This window comes from Variovorax sp. J2L1-78, from assembly GCF_030317205.1.
Taxonomy (GTDB): Bacteria; Pseudomonadota; Gammaproteobacteria; order Burkholderiales; family Burkholderiaceae_C; genus Variovorax; species Variovorax arabinosiphilus.
This window is the reverse complement of the sequence record NZ_JASZYB010000001.1, coordinates 1,528,172-1,544,272: the sequence shown is the minus strand read 5'-3', so window position 1 is coordinate 1,544,272 and position 16,101 is coordinate 1,528,172. Positions and strand designations below refer to the sequence as shown.

Annotated in this window: 10 protein-coding genes; 8 read left to right on the top strand and 2 right to left on the bottom strand. The window is 71.2% G+C overall.

Going from position 1 to position 16,101, the window contains the following annotated elements; translation table 11 throughout:
• Positions 1–19: 19 nt before the first annotated feature.
• The 7 genes from QTH86_RS07385 (at position 20) to recD (ending at position 13,206) form a co-directional block, all read left to right on the top strand.
• Positions 20–1,288, top strand: coding sequence for an amidohydrolase/deacetylase family metallohydrolase (locus tag QTH86_RS07385; protein WP_286645322.1), 1,269 nt, complete (start codon positions 20–22; stop codon positions 1,286–1,288).
• Between the two features lie 13 nt (positions 1,289–1,301).
• Complete coding sequence (locus QTH86_RS07380; RefSeq protein ID WP_286645323.1) at positions 1,302–2,453, top strand: oxamate carbamoyltransferase subunit AllG family protein; 1,152 nt, start codon at positions 1,302–1,304, stop codon at positions 2,451–2,453.
• 10 nt (positions 2,454–2,463) lie between these two features.
• Positions 2,464–2,709: a DnaJ domain-containing protein gene (locus QTH86_RS07375; protein ID WP_286645324.1), complete on the top strand. Its 246-nt coding sequence runs from the start codon at positions 2,464–2,466 to the stop codon at positions 2,707–2,709.
• Positions 2,710–2,806: 97 nt separating this feature from the next.
• Positions 2,807–3,979: a lipocalin-like domain-containing protein gene (locus QTH86_RS07370; RefSeq protein WP_286645325.1), complete on the top strand. Its 1,173-nt coding sequence runs from the start codon at positions 2,807–2,809 to the stop codon at positions 3,977–3,979.
• A gap of 94 nt (positions 3,980–4,073) precedes the next feature.
• Entirely contained in the window at positions 4,074–7,556 is a 3,483-nt protein-coding gene (gene recC / locus QTH86_RS07365) for an exodeoxyribonuclease V subunit gamma (protein ID WP_286645326.1), read from the top strand.
• Entirely contained in the window at positions 7,553–11,263 is a 3,711-nt protein-coding gene (gene recB, locus QTH86_RS07360; RefSeq protein ID WP_286645327.1) for an exodeoxyribonuclease V subunit beta, read from the top strand. The genes recC and recB overlap by 4 nt, the downstream gene beginning before the upstream one ends.
• Positions 11,260–13,206, top strand: a complete 1,947-nt coding sequence (gene recD / locus QTH86_RS07355) for an exodeoxyribonuclease V subunit alpha (protein WP_286645328.1) — start codon at positions 11,260–11,262, stop codon at positions 13,204–13,206. Before recB ends, recD begins: the two co-directional genes overlap by 4 nt.
• Here the strand turns inward: recD and QTH86_RS07350 are convergent.
• Positions 13,203–14,231, bottom strand: coding sequence for an ATP-binding protein (locus QTH86_RS07350; RefSeq protein WP_286645329.1), 1,029 nt, complete (start codon positions 14,229–14,231; stop codon positions 13,203–13,205). The genes recD and QTH86_RS07350 overlap by 4 nt on opposite strands.
• The gene (locus tag QTH86_RS07345; RefSeq protein WP_286645330.1) at positions 14,228–14,980 is read right to left on the bottom strand and encodes a response regulator; all 753 of its coding nucleotides are present in this window, start codon (positions 14,978–14,980) and stop codon (positions 14,228–14,230) included. Before QTH86_RS07345 ends, QTH86_RS07350 begins: the two co-directional genes overlap by 4 nt.
• Before the next feature lie 215 nt (positions 14,981–15,195).
• Between QTH86_RS07345 and xopAW the strand changes: the two genes are divergently transcribed.
• Positions 15,196–16,098, top strand: coding sequence for a XopAW family type III secretion system calcium-binding effector (xopAW, locus tag QTH86_RS07340; protein WP_286645331.1), 903 nt, complete (start codon positions 15,196–15,198; stop codon positions 16,096–16,098).
• Positions 16,099–16,101: the final 3 nt, after the last annotated feature.

Here is a 16,101-nt window from a genome sequence, read left to right as displayed (position 1 = left end):
ATTCGGAACGACCAAGGACATGACGAACATTCTGCTCAAAGGCGGCTGCGTGATCGACCCGGCCAGCCAGCGCAACGGCATCATGGATGTGCTGGTGGCGGGCACGCGCATCGCGGCTGTCGGTCCTGACCTGGCGGTCAGCGCGCCGGCCGGCACCGAAGTGGTCGACTGTCGGGGGCAACTCGTGTTGCCAGGGCTCATCGACACCCATGCGCACGTCTACCAGGGCGTGACCGGCCGCTTCGGGATGAACGCCGACCTGTGCGGTGTGCATTCCGGCGTGACCACCCTGGTCGACCAGGGGGGGCCGAGCTCGATCACGTTGCCGGGTTTTCGCGACTACGTCGTGGCCACCGCCAAGTCGCGTGTGGTCGCCTTCATGTCCTGTTACCTGGTGGGCGGGCTCGAGGGGCACTACTACCCCGAGCTGTACCGCCCGGACTGTCTCGACGTCGATGCGGCGGTGAAGGCTGCGCGCAGCAACCGCGATCTGGTCCGCGGCCTGAAGGCGCATGCCGAGATCGGCGGCTTCGCGCGCTGGGGTGTCGACGTGATGCGCCTGGCCGCCCGCATGGGCCGTGAGGCGGACCTGCCGGTCTACATCCATTTCGGTCAGCTCTGGCCGAAGCCGCAGGAGGGTGGGCTCGCCGTCGACCCCGACTCGATCTTCAACCAGGTGGTCGACATGCTGAAGCCAGGCGACGTGCTGGCACATCCCTTCAGCCGGCACCCGGGTGGCTTCGTCGAACTCGACGGGAAACTGCATCCCCTGGTGAAGGAGGCGGTCGCACGCGGTCTGAAGATCGACGTGGGCCACGGTTCGCACTTCAGCTACCGCACGGCGCGCATCGTGCTGGATTACGGCGTCATGCCCGACACCCTCGGCGCCGACATGCACGGCTACAACACGACGGTGCCGGCGCCGCCGGGCACGCCGGAGTCGCACCCGGACGAGGAAGACCACATGTTCAAGGGCCGCATCCGCTTCAGCCTGGTGTCGGCGATGACGAGCATGCTGGCGCTGGGGCTGACGATCGAGCAGGTGGTGCCCATGGTCACGGTGAATGCGGCCCGCATGATCGGCATGGAAGACACGCTCGGCACCCTGCGGGTCGGCGCAGAAGCCGACGTGAGCGTTCTGAACGACCAGCGCGGCCGCTGGACCCTGCACGACAACGAAGGCACAGCCGTCACGACCGACCGCCTTCTGAAGCCGGCCTTCTGCTTGCGTGCCGGCGAGCGCTTCGATGCCGTCGCATCGATCCTGCCTGTGGCGCAGGCGGCCTGACGGAATGCCGGGCATGGCTTCCTCGCTGCCTGCGTCGTCGCTGGCGGCCGATGCCGCATCTTGGGCGCGGCCCTTCGAGGGCGCCAGCCTGCGCGACGTGGTGTCGCGCCGCGAGGCGTTGCCCGACCTGGGCCCGACAGTGCTGCTGCACGCCGGCCCGCCGTTCGAAGGCGAGCTTCCGCGTGCGGTGCGCAACGCCTGCGTGCAGGCGCTGCTGTTCGAAAGCCTGGCCGCCGACGAGGCGCACGCGCGCGCCATGCTGTCGACCGGCGCGGTCGAGCTTCGTCCCGCGCAAGACCACGGTGTGGTCACCCCGCTGGCGCAGGTCGTTTCGGCCTCGATGCCGATGGCCGCGGTCGGCGACGCGGCCCGCGTCGCATGGGCGCCGCTGGTCGAAGGGCCGCCGCCGGCCCTGCGCTTCGGCACCGAGGCGCCGGAGGCGCGCTTGCGTCTCGCCGCGATCGCCGATTTCGGCCTGCAGCGGCTGGCACCGCTGCTGCGTGCGCAGCCCGTGGCGCTGGCCCCGATCGTCGCGCAGGCGCTAGCGCAAGGCGACGAATGCCATGCGCGCACCGGGGCGGCCAATGCGGCGCTGGTCGAGGCCATTGCCGGCCTTGCCGCCGACGACCGGGCGGCACTGCAATCCAACCCAGGCTTCGTGCTGACGATCCTGATGGCGGCGGCATGTTGGCGGCTGCGCCACGCCACGCACGGTCTGGCCGCCGTCGGCGGCAATGGCGTCGACTTCGGGTTGCGCATGCATGGCGACAGCCGATGGCACCGATGCCCGGCCACGCCCCCGAGGGGCACGCGCATGCCCGGCCATGCCGACACCGAGGCGCTGGGCGCCATCGGAGACAGCGCGGTCATCGATTTCTGCGGGCTGGGTGGCCAGGCGCTGGCCGCGGCGCCGGCGCTGCAGGACGAATGGCTGAATGTGTTGCCCGACGCACTGGTGGCGCAGCGCGCTGCGGTGGTCGAACCGGCCACAGGGCTGGTCGACATCGCGCGCGCGGCGGCGAGCGGTGTGTCGCCGCTGGTCGATCTCGCCATCCTCGACCAGCAAGGCACGCACGGACTGATCGGCCGCGGTGTGTACCGGCCCGACGTGGCGCTGTTCGTCGAAGCCTCGGGCGAAGTCCCTGGGCGGGCCCCGACGTCGTGATCGATCGCGGATGAGCCTCTATGCCTTGCTGGGTGTGCCCGAGGACGCGAGCCTCGAGGAGATCGAAGCGGGCTATCGGCGCGCCCGCGAGGCGCTCGGGCCGGAGCGAACGGGCATTGCGCTGCGATGGCGCTGGCGGCTGCGCCGGTTGCAGCGCGCCCGTGCGTGCCTTGGGGACCCTGCGCGTCGCCAGGCCTACGACGCGATGCCGCCGCTGATCGAGCTGTTTGGGACCAGCCCGCCCGGGCTCCTGTGAGCCTTTTGGCAGCGCAGCGACTGCTGCCTTCTCTGGCGTTGGCGCGGAGCCAATGCTAGGCTCGGCGCCCATTGCATGTCCTTCCGAGGCCTCGCCGATGCCAGATGACTTTTCCCCCCGCTCCGGCCGGGCGTATTCGCGCTCCTACCGTGAAGAGCTGCAGCGCCGTCGCGCCGCACGGCGCTACCTGCTGCTGGGTGTCGGTGTGCTGGTCGCCGTGGCGGCGACGCTGTTCATGACGTGGATGCCCGATGCGCTGTCGGGGCGAGCGGCGACAGTCGCGGCCGTCGACGACGGCGGGCCGGCCGAACGCACTGCGGCGCTCCCCCCGCTCAACCTGCCGGCCGACGACGCTGCGCACGGTTCGGGCATGGAATGGTGGTACTACAACGGCATCCTCGATGCGGCGAACGGCGAGCGCTATGCCTTCCACGTGGCGGTCTTCGTCGCCACCGGCCTGGTCAAGCACACGGCCATGCATGCCGCGGTGACCGACCTGCAGACCGGCAAGCGCTATGCCAGCCAGACCCGCACCGGCGGGGTGCCGGCGCAGGCGATCGCCAACGGCTTCGACTTCTCGCAGGGGCGCTGGCGCGTCGCGGCGGCCGGGCCGTCGCACACCTTGCGGACCGCGTCCGACGACATGGCGATCTCGCTCGATCTGAAGGACGCGGGTCCGGTGGTCGCGCACCGCGCCGCCGGCTCGAAGACGCCCGGTCTGCTCGACTTCGGCAAGGCCGGCATCAGCTACTACTATTCGCGCCCGCGCATCGCCGCCAAGGGCGACATCGTGGTCGGCGGCAAGACCGTGTCGGTGAGCGGCCCGGTGTGGTTCGATCACCAGTGGGGCGAGTTCGACGCCTCCACGCTGGGCTGGAACTGGTTTGCGCTGCATCTGGCGAACGGCTCCGACGTGATGGTCTACCAGCTCTTCGACGCCGAGGGCCGCAAGGTCATGACCGCCGGCACGGTGTCCGATGCCAAGGGCGCCGTGCCGCTTAAGGGCGAGGACATCGAGCTCACGCCGGGCGCGAGCTGGACCAGCCCCGTGACGCGGATCCCCTATGTCGTCGAGTGGCGCCTGCGTCTGCCTTCGGGCGTCTACGACGTGAAGCCTTTCTACCCCGACGGCGAATTCGATTCGCGCCAGACCACGGCCAATGTCTATTGGGAGGGGCCGGTGCGCGTGAGCGGCAGCGCCGAAGGGCAGGGCTTCCTGGAGATGAGCGGCTACGACCGCCTGGCGAACCTCGCCGCTGGCCGGCGCTGAGCGGCTTTGCGCGACGGCCTGCAGCGAGGCCGGCCCGCGCAGCGGCGAGAATGGTCCGCCGCCCCTCGCCTCTTCCTCACCCGCCGCGCAGCGCATGAATCCCGTCCCTCTCCAGCCCGGCCTTCTGGTCTTGCACGGCAACCGCGCCGAACTGCTGGGCGACGCGCTGTTCGAATGGATCAGCCGCCACCCGTTGCAGCCGCTGGAGGAAGAGATCTTCCTGGTGCAGAGCAACGGCGTGGCCGAGTGGCTGAAGATGACGCTGGCGGCCACGCGCGGCGTGTGCGCGGCCACGCGGGTCGAGCTGCCGGCGCGTTTCCTGTGGCGCAGCTACCGCCAGGTGCTGGGCCGGGACGCGGTGCCGGCGCGCTCGGCGCTCGACCGTCAGGCGCTCACCTGGCGCCTGATGCACCTGCTGCCCGTCGTCGCGCCGCGTCCCGGCTTCGCGCCGCTGGCCGGCTTCCTGCGGGACGGCGACCTCGGCCGGCGCCTGCAGCTGGCGCAACGCCTGGCCGACCTGTATGACCAGTACCAGGTCTACCGCAGTGACTGGCTCGCCGCCTGGGAGGCGGGCCGCGACGTGTTGCCAAGCCTTTCAGGCATCGGCGACCTGCCGCTGCCCGACGACCAGCGCTGGCAGGCCGCGCTGTGGCGCGAACTGCTGGCCGGGCTCGATGCGGAAGCGCTGACCTCGGCCCGCACGCAGCTGCACCAGCGCTTCCTCGCGACGCTCACCACGGGCGCGCCGCTGGCCGCGCCGGTCGCGCGCCGCGTGATCCTCTTCGGCATGACCCACGTGCCGATGCAGACGCTGCAGGCGCTGGCCGCTTTGGCGGCCCACACCCAGGTGCTGATGGCCATCCCCAACCCCAGCCGCTACCACTGGGCCGACATCATCGAAGGGCGCGAGCTGCTGCGCATGGAGCGCCGCCGCCACCCCTTGCGCGGCGCGCGCGACCTGGCGTCGGTGCCGCTGGAAGAGATGCATGCGCACGGCCATCCGCTGCTCGCGGCGTGGGGCCGGCAGGGCCGCGACTTCGTGCGGCAGCTCGATGCCTTCGACGACGCGGCGGCCGCGCAGCAGCGCTTCGGCATCGCCCGGATCGACCTGTTCGACGACGCGCCGGCCAGGACGCTGCTGCAGCAGGTGCAGGCGGCCATCCGCGACCTGGTGCCGCTGCACGAGCACCCGCACACGCCGGTCGATGCGGCCGACCGCTCGGTCGTCTTCCACATCGCGCACAGCGCGCAGCGCGAGGTCGAGATCCTGCACGACCAGCTGCTCGCGCTGCTGGCCGAACCGCCTGATGGCACTCCACTGCAGCCGCGCGACATCGTGGTCATGGTGCCCGACATTGCCGCCTTCGCGCCGGCCATCCGCTCGGTCTTCGGTCAGTACCCGCGCAGCGACAAGCGCTTCATTCCCTTCGATATCGCCGACCTGAACGAGCGGGGCCACAACCCGCTGCTGGTCGCGCTTGAATGGCTGCTTCGCCTGCCGCAACAGCGCTGCGGCCTCACGGAGATTCGCGACCTGCTCGACGTGCCGGCGGTGGCCGCGCGCTTCGGCATCGGTGCCGACGAGCTGCCCTTGCTGGCGCGCTGGATGGAGGGCGCCGGCGCGCGCTGGGGCCTGAACCTGGCGCACCGGTCGGCGCTGGGGCTCGATGCCTGCGGCGAGCAGAACACCTGGCGCTTCGGCCTGCAGCGCATGCTGCTGGGCTACGCGAACGGCGAGGCGGATGACGGGGCCTTCGATGGCATCGAGCCCTACGCCGAAGTCGGCGGGCTGGAAGCCTCCGTGGCCGGCGCGCTGGCCGACCTGCTGGACGCGCTCACCGCGTGGTGGGCACAGACCGCCAGCGACGCCACGCCGGTCGCCTGGGCCGAGCGTGCCCGCGCCTTGCTCGCGACCTTCATGGCGCCGACCGACGAGCGAGAGCGCCTGGCCCTGGCCGCCGCGCAGGAAGCTCTCGGCGCCTGGCTCGAGGCCTGCGACAGCGCCGACTTCCACGAGCCGGTGCCGCTGGCCGTGCTGCGTGAGGCCTGGTTCGAAGGCATCGACGAACCCGGGCTGAGCCGCCGCTTCCGCGCCGGCGGCGTCACCTTCTGCACGCTGCTGCCGATGCGCGCCGTGCCCTTCGAGGTCGTCTGCCTGCTGGGCATGAACGACGGCGACTACCCGCGCAGCAGCCCGCGCAGCGACTTCGACCTGATGGGCCTGCCCGGCCAGCGCCGGCCCGGCGACCGCTCGCGCCGCGACGACGACCGGCAGCTGATGCTGGAAGCGCTGCTGTCGGCGCGCCGCGTGCTCTACGTCAGCTGGACGGGCCGCAGCGTGCGCGACAACAGCGAGCAGCCGCCGTCGGTGCTGGTGTCGCAACTGCGCGATTACCTGGAGGCCGGCTGGCACAAGGAGGTGGTCGAGGCGCGCACCACCGAGCATCCGCTGCAGCCTTTCAGCCGCCGCTATTTCGAGGTGCAAGAGCTCGATCCCGAGGACCGCGAGGCACCGCTTTTCACTCATGCCCGCGAATGGCGTGGCGCGCACGAAGCGGCTTCCGAATCCGATGCGCGCGATGTGGTGTGGCCCGACGGTGCGCCGGCCGCCATCGACACCGCGGTACCGATCACGTTGTCCGCACTCACCAGCTTCCTCAAGAACCCGGTCAAGGACTTCTTCCGCCGCCAGCTCGCCGTCGTCTTCGCCGAAGGCGAGGAGGTGATGGAGGACCACGAGACCTTCGCGCTCGACGGCCTCGCGCACTACGGGCTGCTCGACGAATCGCTGGATGCGCTCGACGCCGCCGGCGCGCCCGATGCCGCCGCGCCGCTCGATCGCCGCATCGACGCCCAGCTTGCGCGCATCCGCCGCAGCGGCCGTCTGCCGATGGCCGAACTGGGCGAGCGCGCCGAGCGCGAGTTGGCCAGTGCCTTGCGGCCGATGCTGGCGCGCTGGCGCACGCTGCACCACGACTACCCCGTCGCGGGCGTGAAGGAGCCCCTGCGCTTCGAGCACGAAGGCCTGGTGCTCGACGACTGGTTGGATGGCTTGCGCCTGTCGTCGACGGACTCCGGCGCGCCGGTGTGGCTGTCGCTGCAGGCCAGCCGCCTGGCCACCGACAAGGGCGCGCCACGGGTCGACAAGTTGATCGGTGCGTGGATCCACGCGCTGGTCGGCAGCGCCTGCGGCGTGCCGGTGCAGGGCGTGCTTGTCGGGCGTGACGCGACGCTCACCGTACAGGCCATGCCGGCCGACCGCGCGATGGCGACGCTGCGCGATCTGCTCGATGCTTGGCGCGAGGGCATGGGCCAACCGCTGCCGGTGGCGCCGCTCACGGCCCTTGCGTTCCTCGACGGCGGCAAGCCCGAGTCCGCCTACGAGGGCGGCATGTTCCTCGACGGCGAAGGCCGCGAAGCGTGCCTCGCGCGCGTGTTCCCCGACTTCGAGACGCTGGCGGCCGATGGTCGCTTCGAGGAGTTCGCGGAAGTCCTCTACGGACCCTTGCGCGACTGGGCGGCCACGCATGTGGCGGTCGAGATGCACGCTGCCATGACGGAGGCGTCTGCCGCATGAGCGAACACCTCGATCCGCTGACCTTGCCGCTGTGGGGCAGCCGCCTCATCGAGGCCAGCGCCGGCACCGGCAAGACCTGGACCATCGCCGCGCTCTACCTGCGGCTGGTGCTGGGCCATGGCGAGGCCGATGCCGACGGCACATCGGCCGGTTACCTGCGCCCGCTGGTGCCGTCCGAAATCCTCGTGATGACCTTCACCCGCGCGGCGACGCGTGAACTGTCGGACCGCATCCGCGCGCGCCTGCTCGAGGCGGCGCGCTGCTTCCGCGGCGAGGCGGTGCCCGACGACGGCGACGCCTTCCTGCGCAGCCTGATCGCGGCCTATGCCGAAGGTGCGCCACGCCAGTCCGCCGCCTGGCGGCTCGCCATGGCCGCCGAGAGCATGGACGACGCGGCCGTCCACACCATCGACGCCTGGTGCCAGCGCATGCTGCGCGAGCATGCCTTCGACAGCGGCTGCCTGTTCGACGAAGAGCTCACGGCCAACGAACGCGCGATGCTCGACGAGGCGGCGCAGGACTACTGGCGCCAGCAGCTCTACCCGCTGTCGGGCGACGCCCTGGACGCCGCGCTGTCGGTCTGGCCCACCGTCGACGCGCTGGCCAAGGATGCGCGCGGGCTCGTCGGCCAGACGCTGCCGGCGGACGTGGGGCAGGGTCCCTTGGGCGCGCTGATCGACGAAACGCTGGCCGCGCACCGCGCCGAGCTCGCATCGCTCAAGCTCGGCTGGGCGCAGCGCGCGCAGGCGATGCAGGGCTGGATCGACGCACAGATGGCGCGCAAGCCGTGCCCCTTCGACGGCCGCCGCATGGCACCGAAGAACTACACCGGCTGGTTGAAGGCGCTGGCCGCCTGGGCCGACGACCCGCGCGCCGACATGCCCGACCTCAAGACCGGGCGCACCCGCTTCACGCCCGAGGGCATGCAGGGCGCGCTCAAGGCCGGCGGCACCATCGACCTGCCCGAGGATTTCGCGGCCTTCGAGCAGTTGATGCTTGCACTCGATGCGCTGCAGCCCATCGATTCGGCGCTGCGCCTGCATGCCGCCGCACAGATCGCGCAACGGCTCGCCGAGCTCAAGCGCCAGTCGGGCAGCTTCGGCTTCGCCGACATGCTGCAGCGCCTGGACGATGCGCTCGACCCCGAGCGCAACGGCGAGGCCGCGCTGCGGCTGCGCGCGCGCATGCTGGCGCAGTACCCGGTCGCGCTGATCGACGAGTTCCAGGACACCTCGCCGGTGCAGTCGCGCATCTTCGACCGGCTCTACCGTATCGCGGCGAACGAGCCGTCGAGCGGCCTGCTGCTCATCGGCGACCCGAAGCAGTCGATCTACGGCTTTCGCGGCGCCGACATCCACAGCTACCTGCAGGCGCGCCGCGCCACCGAGGGCCGGCATTACATGCTGGGCACCAACCACCGCTCGACCGCGTCGGTGGTGGCGGCCGTGAACCACCTGCTGGCGCACCCGGAAACGCGCGACGGCGAGGGCGCCTTCATGTACCGCGGCGGGACCGACGACAACCCCTTGCCCTTCGCACCGGTCGAAGCGAAGGGTCGGAAGGAGTCCTTCGTCAGCGCCGCGGGTGCCGAGCCGGCGGTCACGCTGGCGCTCGACGCCACGCTGCTCAACGCCGAGACCAGCCGTCGCCACTTCGCGGCGCGCTGCGCCGAGCGCATCGTCGTGCTGCTGAACGATCCGGACGCCGGCTTCGCGGAGGCGGGCAAGCCTTTCGTGCGACTGCGCCCGGCCGACATCGCGGTGCTGGTGCGCACCGGCAAGGAAGCCGCCGCCGTGCAGCGCGAACTGCGTCGCCGTCGTGTCGCCTCGGTCTACCTCTCCGACAAGGACTCGGTCTTCGCCAGCCCCGAGGCGCAGGACCTGCTGCACTGGCTGCGTGCCGTGGCCGAGCCGCTCGACGTGCGCCTGGCGCGCGCGGCCTTCGCGACGCGCACCGTCGGCCTGTCGATCGACGAGCTGCGCGTGCTCGCGCGCGACGACGAAGCCTTCGACCTGCGCAGCGAGCAGCTGCGGCAGCTGCACGGCATCTGGCAGCAGCAGGGCGTGCTGACCATGCTGCGCCGCACGCTGCACCTGCTGGAGTTGCCGACGCGCTGGCTCGGCGGTGCGGCCGACGGCGAACGCCGACTCACCAACTTCCTGCACCTGGCCGAGCTGCTGCAGGCGGCCAGCGGCCAGCTCGACGGCGAGCAGGCACTGGTGCGCTGGCTGGCCGACCAGGTGCGCGGCGATGCAGCCGGCGGGGACGAGCAGATCGTGCGGCTCGAAAGCGATGCCGATCTGGTGAAGGTGGTGACGGTGCACAAGTCCAAGGGCCTCGAGTACCCGCTGGTCTTCCTGCCTTTCGCCAGCGGCTTCCGCGGCGTGAAGAAGGCCGGCACCTCGCACCTGAACCTGGCGGACGACGAAGGCGAACGCACGCTGCACCTGCACCTGAGCGACGCCCACATCGCCGAGGCCGACAAGGAGCGCCAGCGCGAAGACCTGCGCCTGCTGTACGTCGCGCTCACGCGGGCGCGGCATGCCGTGTGGGTCGGCCTGGCGGCGCTGAAGGAAGGCAATGCCAACGCGCCGACGCTGCACCGCAGCGCCATCGGCTACGTGCTGGGCGGGACCGAGGAGGTGCTGCCCGAGCAACTCATGACGCGCATCCAGGATGTGGTGCAGCCCTGCGCCGATATCGCGCTGGTGCCGGCCGACGACATGGCCGGCCTCGGCACGACGCCGCTGCAGCCGCGCGGTGAACCCATCGCACTGCGTGAGCTGGCGCGCTACGACGCGGACTTCGACCGGCGCTGGTCCATCGGCAGCTTCTCGGCCCTGGTGCGCACGCTGTCGGCGGTATCGCCGCTCCCGGGCGTGCTGGCATCGAGCGTGGCCGCGGTGCGCAACGACGAGCCGGGCGATGCAGTGGATGGCGAGATGGCGGCAGTGCCGTTGCGCGCCGCGCCCATCGACGCACCCTGGCACCGCTTCCCCCGCGGCGCTTTCGCGGGCAACTTCCTGCACGACCAGCTCGAATGGCTGGCGACCGAAGGCTTCGACCTCGCGGCCTCGCCCGAGCGCCAGCAACAGTTGCTGCGCCGTTGCGAGCGCCAGGGCTGGACCGAGCGCGCGCCCGACGTGCTGGCCTGGCTGCTGCGCGTGCTGCAGTCGCCGCTGCCGCCGGTCGGCGCGGCGCTCGATGCGCTCGCGGTCACCGTGCCCGAGATGGAGTTCTGGCTGCCCGCGCAGACCTTGGCTGCCGCGCAGATCGACGCCCTGTGCCGCCAGTACCTGCTGGGTGGCCGCGATCGGCCTCTGCTGCCGGAGCGCGAGCTGCACGGCATGCTGATGGGCTTCGCCGACATCGTGTTTGAGCACGGCGGGCGCTACTGGGTGCTCGACCACAAGTCGAACCACCTCGGCGGCAGCGATGCCGACTACGACCGTGATGCGCTCGAAGGCGCGATGGCTGCGCACCGCTACGACGTGCAGTCGGCCATCTACCTGCTGGCGCTGCACCGCCTGCTGCGCAGCCGCCTGGGTGCTGCCTACGACCCGGCGGCGCAACTGGGCGGCGCGGTCTTCCTGTTCCTGCGCGGCATCGACGGGCCGGCCCGTGGGTGCTACCACGTGCCGCCGGTGCTGCCGCTGCTGGATGCGCTCGATCGGCTGCTGGGCGCCACCACGGATGTCGGCGCATGACGCCCGCATCGTTGTTGACCACGCTGCGCGAGTGGGCCGAGTCCGGCTGGCTACGCCGGCTCGACGCCGCCTTCGCCGGCTTCCTGTACGAGCTGGTGCCCGACGCCGTCCCCGAGCTGCTGATGGCTGGTGCGCTGGTCGCGCACATGGAAGGCCGCGGCCACGCCTGCCTGCTGCTCGACGAACTGCTGGGGGATCCCGATGCGCTGCTCGGCTGGCCCGCCGAGGCGCAGACGGCGCTGCAGGCGGCGATGGCGTCGCTGCACACCGACCCCGGTGCATGGACTGAGACCCTCCAAGCGAGCCCGCTCGTGGGCACGGGCGACGCCCCAAGCAGCGCGCCGCTGGTGCTGCACGAAGGCCGCCTCTACCTGCGCCGCTACTGGGACTACGAACGGCGCGTCGCGACGCAGGTGCTGGCACGCGGTGCCACGCCGCTGCCGGTCGACACGATCGCGGTGCGGCGGCAGCTCGACCTGCTGTTCCCCGCAGCGGGCGACGCATCGACGCTCGACTGGCAGAAGGCCGCCTGCGGCCTCGCGCTGCGCGGCCGCTTCTCGATCATCACGGGCGGCCCCGGCACCGGCAAGACGTACACGGCCGCGCGCCTGCTCGCCTTGCTCTTCGCGATGGATGCGAGCCCCGACCGCCTGCGCGTGATGCTGGCCGCGCCCACCGGCAAGGCGGCGGCGCGGCTCAAGCAGTCGATCGATGCAGCGCTCGATGCGTTGAACGCACAGGTCGGCGACCGCCTGCCGCTGGACGAACTCGCCTCGCACATCCAGCCGGCCCGCACGCTGCATTCGCTGCTCGGCGCGCGGCCCGACACGCGGCGCTTCCGCTTCGACGCGGCGCATCCGCTGGAGGTCGACGTGCTGATCGTCGACGAGGCGTCGATGATCCACCTGGAGATGATGGCCGCGCTGCTTGAGGCGCTGCCGCCGACGGCGCGCGTGGTCTTCCTGGGCGACAAGGACCAGCTCGCCTCGGTCGAGGCCGGTGCCGTGCTGGGCGACCTGTGCCGCGATGCCGAGGCCGGGCGCTACCGGCCGGAAACACTGGCCTACCTCGAAGCGGTCACCGGCCAGCGCGTGCCCGATGCCTTTGCCGGCGACGGCCCGCCGCTGGCGCAGCAGACCGTCATGCTGCGCGAGAGCCGCCGCTTCGGCGGGCCGATCGGGCAGCTCGCGGTGGCTGTGAATCAGGGAAACGCGACATCGGCCGTGAGGCTGCTACACGGCGACCAAAGCGCGGCGCTCGCCTGGCTCGATGCCCCGTTGCCCGCCGACGTCATCGCGCTCGCACTGCGGGGCCGCGACGGTGCGCTAGGCGGTTTCGGTGGCTATCTGAAAGCGCTGCATGTGCGGCCGGCACCCGGCGATGCGCAGACCCATGCCGACTGGGTGCTGACGGTGCTCCAGGCTTTCGAACGCTTCCGCCTGCTCTGCGCCGTGCGTCAGGGCGAGTGGGGTGCCGAAGGCTTGAATGCGGCCATCGAACGCGCGATGGTGGCCGAAGGCTCCCTCGTCAAGCGCGGCGCCTGGTACGAAGGCCGCCCGGTGATGGTCACGCGCAACGATGCGGCGGTGGGCGTCTTCAACGGCGACATCGGCATCACCTTGCCTCCGGCCACGCCGGGCGCGCCGCTCCGGGCCTACTTCCTCGACGGCAATACGGCGCGCTCGGTCGGCGTGAGCCGGCTGGCCTCGGTCGAGACCGCCTTCGCGATGACCGTGCACAAGTCGCAGGGCAGCGAGTTCGACCACACCGTGCTGGTGCTGCCGCGCGATGCCGGCCGCGTGCTGACGCGCGAACTGGTCTACACCGGCATCACGCGCGCGCGCAGCGCCTTCACGCTGGTCACGCCGCGCGCGCCGGCCTTCGCGGAAGCGCTCGCGCAGCGCACGCGGCGTGCCAGCGGGCTGCTGTCGCTGTTGCGCTAGTGGGGGTGGCTGCGGCGCGGCAGCGTCAGCGCGGCGATGAGCCCAGTCGGCTCGGCGTTGCGCAGGCTCAGCTGTCCCTTGTGGTGCCGCGCGATGTCGTGCGCAATCGCCAGGCCCAGGCCGACGCCGCCGTGGTGCCGGTTGCGCGAGGCCTCGAGCCGGTGAAAGGGTTCGAGCACGCGTTCGAGGTCGGCCTCCGGAATGCCGGGGCCCTCGTCGTGCACCTCGATGCAGAGACGGTCGGCGTGGTCGATCAGGTGGATGTGCGCCGAGCCGCCGTAGCGCAGCGCGTTGTCGACCAGGTTGTCGATGCAGCGGCGCAGCGACGAGGTCTGCGCGCGGAGCGGGCGCACCGGGCCCATCGTCAGGCCGACATCCTGTCCGCAGGCCTGCCGGTCGTCGGCCAGGCTGCCCAGCAGCGAGGCGACGTCCAGCAGCACAAAGGCCTCGGGTTCGGCCGCACCGCGCAGGTAGTCCAGTGTGGCCGTGATCATCTCGTTCATCTCGACGATGTCGCGACTGAACTCGCGGCGCGCGACCGGGTCGCCGAGACCTTCGGCGCGCAGCGCCAGGCGCGTCAGCGGGGTGCGCAGGTCATGCGACACGGCTGCGACGAAGCGGTCGCGCTCGTCGAGCTGGCGGCAGATCTGCGCCTGCATCTGGTTGAAGACACGGGTGGCGGCGCGGCATTCCTCGGTGCCTTGCTCGGCCATGGGCGGCCTGCGGATGTCGAGCCCGATGTCGCGCGCGGCGGCGGCAAGCTGGCGGATGGGCTGCGAGAGCCAGCGCGCGCCGATCCAGGCGGCCAGCATCAATGCGCCGAGCCGCACGCCGATGTCGAGCAGCAGGCCGGGGTGCAGGCCCGGCGGTGGCCTCCGGGGCACGGTGCCGGGCGGCAGCGGCGGCCGCAGCTCGAACATGAGCGTGAGCGCCAGCACATGGCTGGCGAGCACGGCGACGAACAGCAGCAATGCGAGCCGGCCGAACAGGGTGCTCGGCACGAGTCGGGCCCAGGCGCGCGTCATCCGTGCTGCCAGGCGGGCTGGCCCTGCACCGATCGCACGTTGAACAGGTAGCCGGCGCCGCGCACCGTCTTGATCATCTTCGGCTCGCGCGGGTCGTCGGCCAGCTTCTGGCGCAGCCGCGACACCAGCAGGTCGATGCTGCGGTCGAAGGACTCCATCGCGCGGCCGCGCGCCTGTTCCATCAGCTGGTCGCGGCTGAAGAGACGGCGCGGCATCTGCAGGAAGGTGAAGAGCAGCCGGAACTCGGCGTTGGACAGGGCCACCATCAGGCCCGCCGGCGAGATGAGGCAGCGGTCGTCGCGGTGCAGTTCCCAGCCGTCGAAGCGGACCACGTTGCTGTGCAGCGGCGCGCTGGCCGCTTGCGCGCCCTTCGCGCGGCGCAGCACGGTCTGGATGCGGGCCACCAGTTCGCGCGGCTCGAAGGGCTTGCCCATGTAGTCGTCGGCGCCCGATTCCAGACCCAGCACGCGGTCGTACGGATGGGAGCGCGCCGTCAGCATGATGATCGGCATCGCCGTGGACCGGCGCACCTCGCGGGCCAGCTGCAGACCGTCGGTGCCCGGCAGCATCAGGTCGAGCACCAGGAGGTCGATGGCATGGTCGGCCAGCTGCCGGTGCATGGCCGCGCCGTCGCACGCCACGTGCACCTGGAAGCCGAAGCGCGCCAGGTAGTCCCGCAGCAGTTCGGTGATGCCTTCGTCGTCGTCGACGATCAGGATCTGCGGTACGGAGGGGCCGGGGGGATGCATGGGTCCGGACAGTCTAGGTGGCGCCCGCGCAGGGCCAAAGCCCGAGCAGGCGGGGGAATCGCCGCTTGTTCGGGCGCTGAATCGGCCTTTCGTATCAGCCTTGGTACACAACCGACAAACGCAGCTGACAAGCGCTCTGAAGAATGGCCGGTGCCGCTGCTCGTCGTCGATGGGCGTGGCTTTCACTCAACCATGAACTAGAAGGGGTAACGACCATGAGCGCCATCAGCGGGGTCAGTAGCGCCAGCAACAGCTGGTTCGATATGCGAAGTCAGATGCCGGCGAAGATGCTTGCCAAGGCCGACACGGACAAGAGCGGCGGTGTCGACAAGACCGAACTCCAGGGTGTCCTCGACGACATCGCCGAAAAGACCGGTGTCGCCGCGACCGGCGACACGGCCGAGCTGTTCGGCAAGATGGACGCCGACGGCGACGGCAGCCTGTCCGGCGAGGAGTTGGCCGAGGGCATGAAGGACGTGATGCCCAAGCCCGGCGGCGACAAGGGCAAGGACCTGTTCGCGAAGGCCGACGCCGACGGCGACAGCCTGGTCAGCAAGGTGGAGATGCAGATCCTCCTGGCCAAGATGACGGGCGAGGGGGCGGAAGGCACGTCGTCCACCGAGGACACGGCCGCCAGCGACGAACTGTTCGCCAAGCTCGACAGCGATGGCGACGGCAGCCTGAGCCAGACCGAGTTCGAGGCGGGCCGTCCGTCGGGCCCCGACGGCGCCCCGCCCGCCGGTGGTCCGCCGCCGGCCGGCGGTGCGGGTGGCGGCGGGGGAGGCGGTGGCGTTGCGGGTGTCACGACCTACGACCCGCTCGACACCAACGAAGACGGGGTGGTGTCGCTGGCCGAGCGGATGGCCGGCGACGTGTCGACCGATGCGGTGCAGGCGCTGCTCCAGGCGATCGACACCGACGGCGACAGCCAGGTCAGCAGCACGGAGTCGGATGCCTTCGTCCAGGCATTGAGCGCCCAGGTCGACTCCACGGACGTGTCAACACAAGGCACGCTCGGCGGCACCCAGCTGGTCGAACTGGTGCAGCGCGCCTATGCGCAGATGGCCAGCGAGTCGGCATCGCAGACCCGGGGCAGCACGCTCGACACCTCTGCCTGATGC

Excerpts from the sequence above, each read along its gene's own strand:
- QTH86_RS07385 (WP_286645322.1), top strand. The coding sequence starts at position 20 with ATGACGAACATTCTGCTCAAAGGCGGCTGCGTGATCGACCCGGCCAGC.
- QTH86_RS07380 (WP_286645323.1), top strand. The coding sequence starts at position 1,302 with ATGGCTTCCTCGCTGCCTGCGTCGTCGCTGGCGGCCGATGCCGCATCT.
- QTH86_RS07375 (WP_286645324.1), top strand. The coding sequence starts at position 2,464 with ATGAGCCTCTATGCCTTGCTGGGTGTGCCCGAGGACGCGAGCCTCGAG.
- QTH86_RS07370 (WP_286645325.1), top strand. The coding sequence starts at position 2,807 with ATGCCAGATGACTTTTCCCCCCGCTCCGGCCGGGCGTATTCGCGCTCC.
- recC (WP_286645326.1), top strand. The coding sequence starts at position 4,074 with ATGAATCCCGTCCCTCTCCAGCCCGGCCTTCTGGTCTTGCACGGCAAC.
- recB (WP_286645327.1), top strand. The coding sequence starts at position 7,553 with ATGAGCGAACACCTCGATCCGCTGACCTTGCCGCTGTGGGGCAGCCGC.
- recD (WP_286645328.1), top strand. The coding sequence starts at position 11,260 with ATGACGCCCGCATCGTTGTTGACCACGCTGCGCGAGTGGGCCGAGTCC.
- QTH86_RS07350 (WP_286645329.1), bottom strand. The coding sequence starts at position 14,231 with ATGACGCGCGCCTGGGCCCGACTCGTGCCGAGCACCCTGTTCGGCCGG.
- QTH86_RS07345 (WP_286645330.1), bottom strand. The coding sequence starts at position 14,980 with ATGCATCCCCCCGGCCCCTCCGTACCGCAGATCCTGATCGTCGACGAC.
- xopAW (WP_286645331.1), top strand. The coding sequence starts at position 15,196 with ATGAGCGCCATCAGCGGGGTCAGTAGCGCCAGCAACAGCTGGTTCGAT.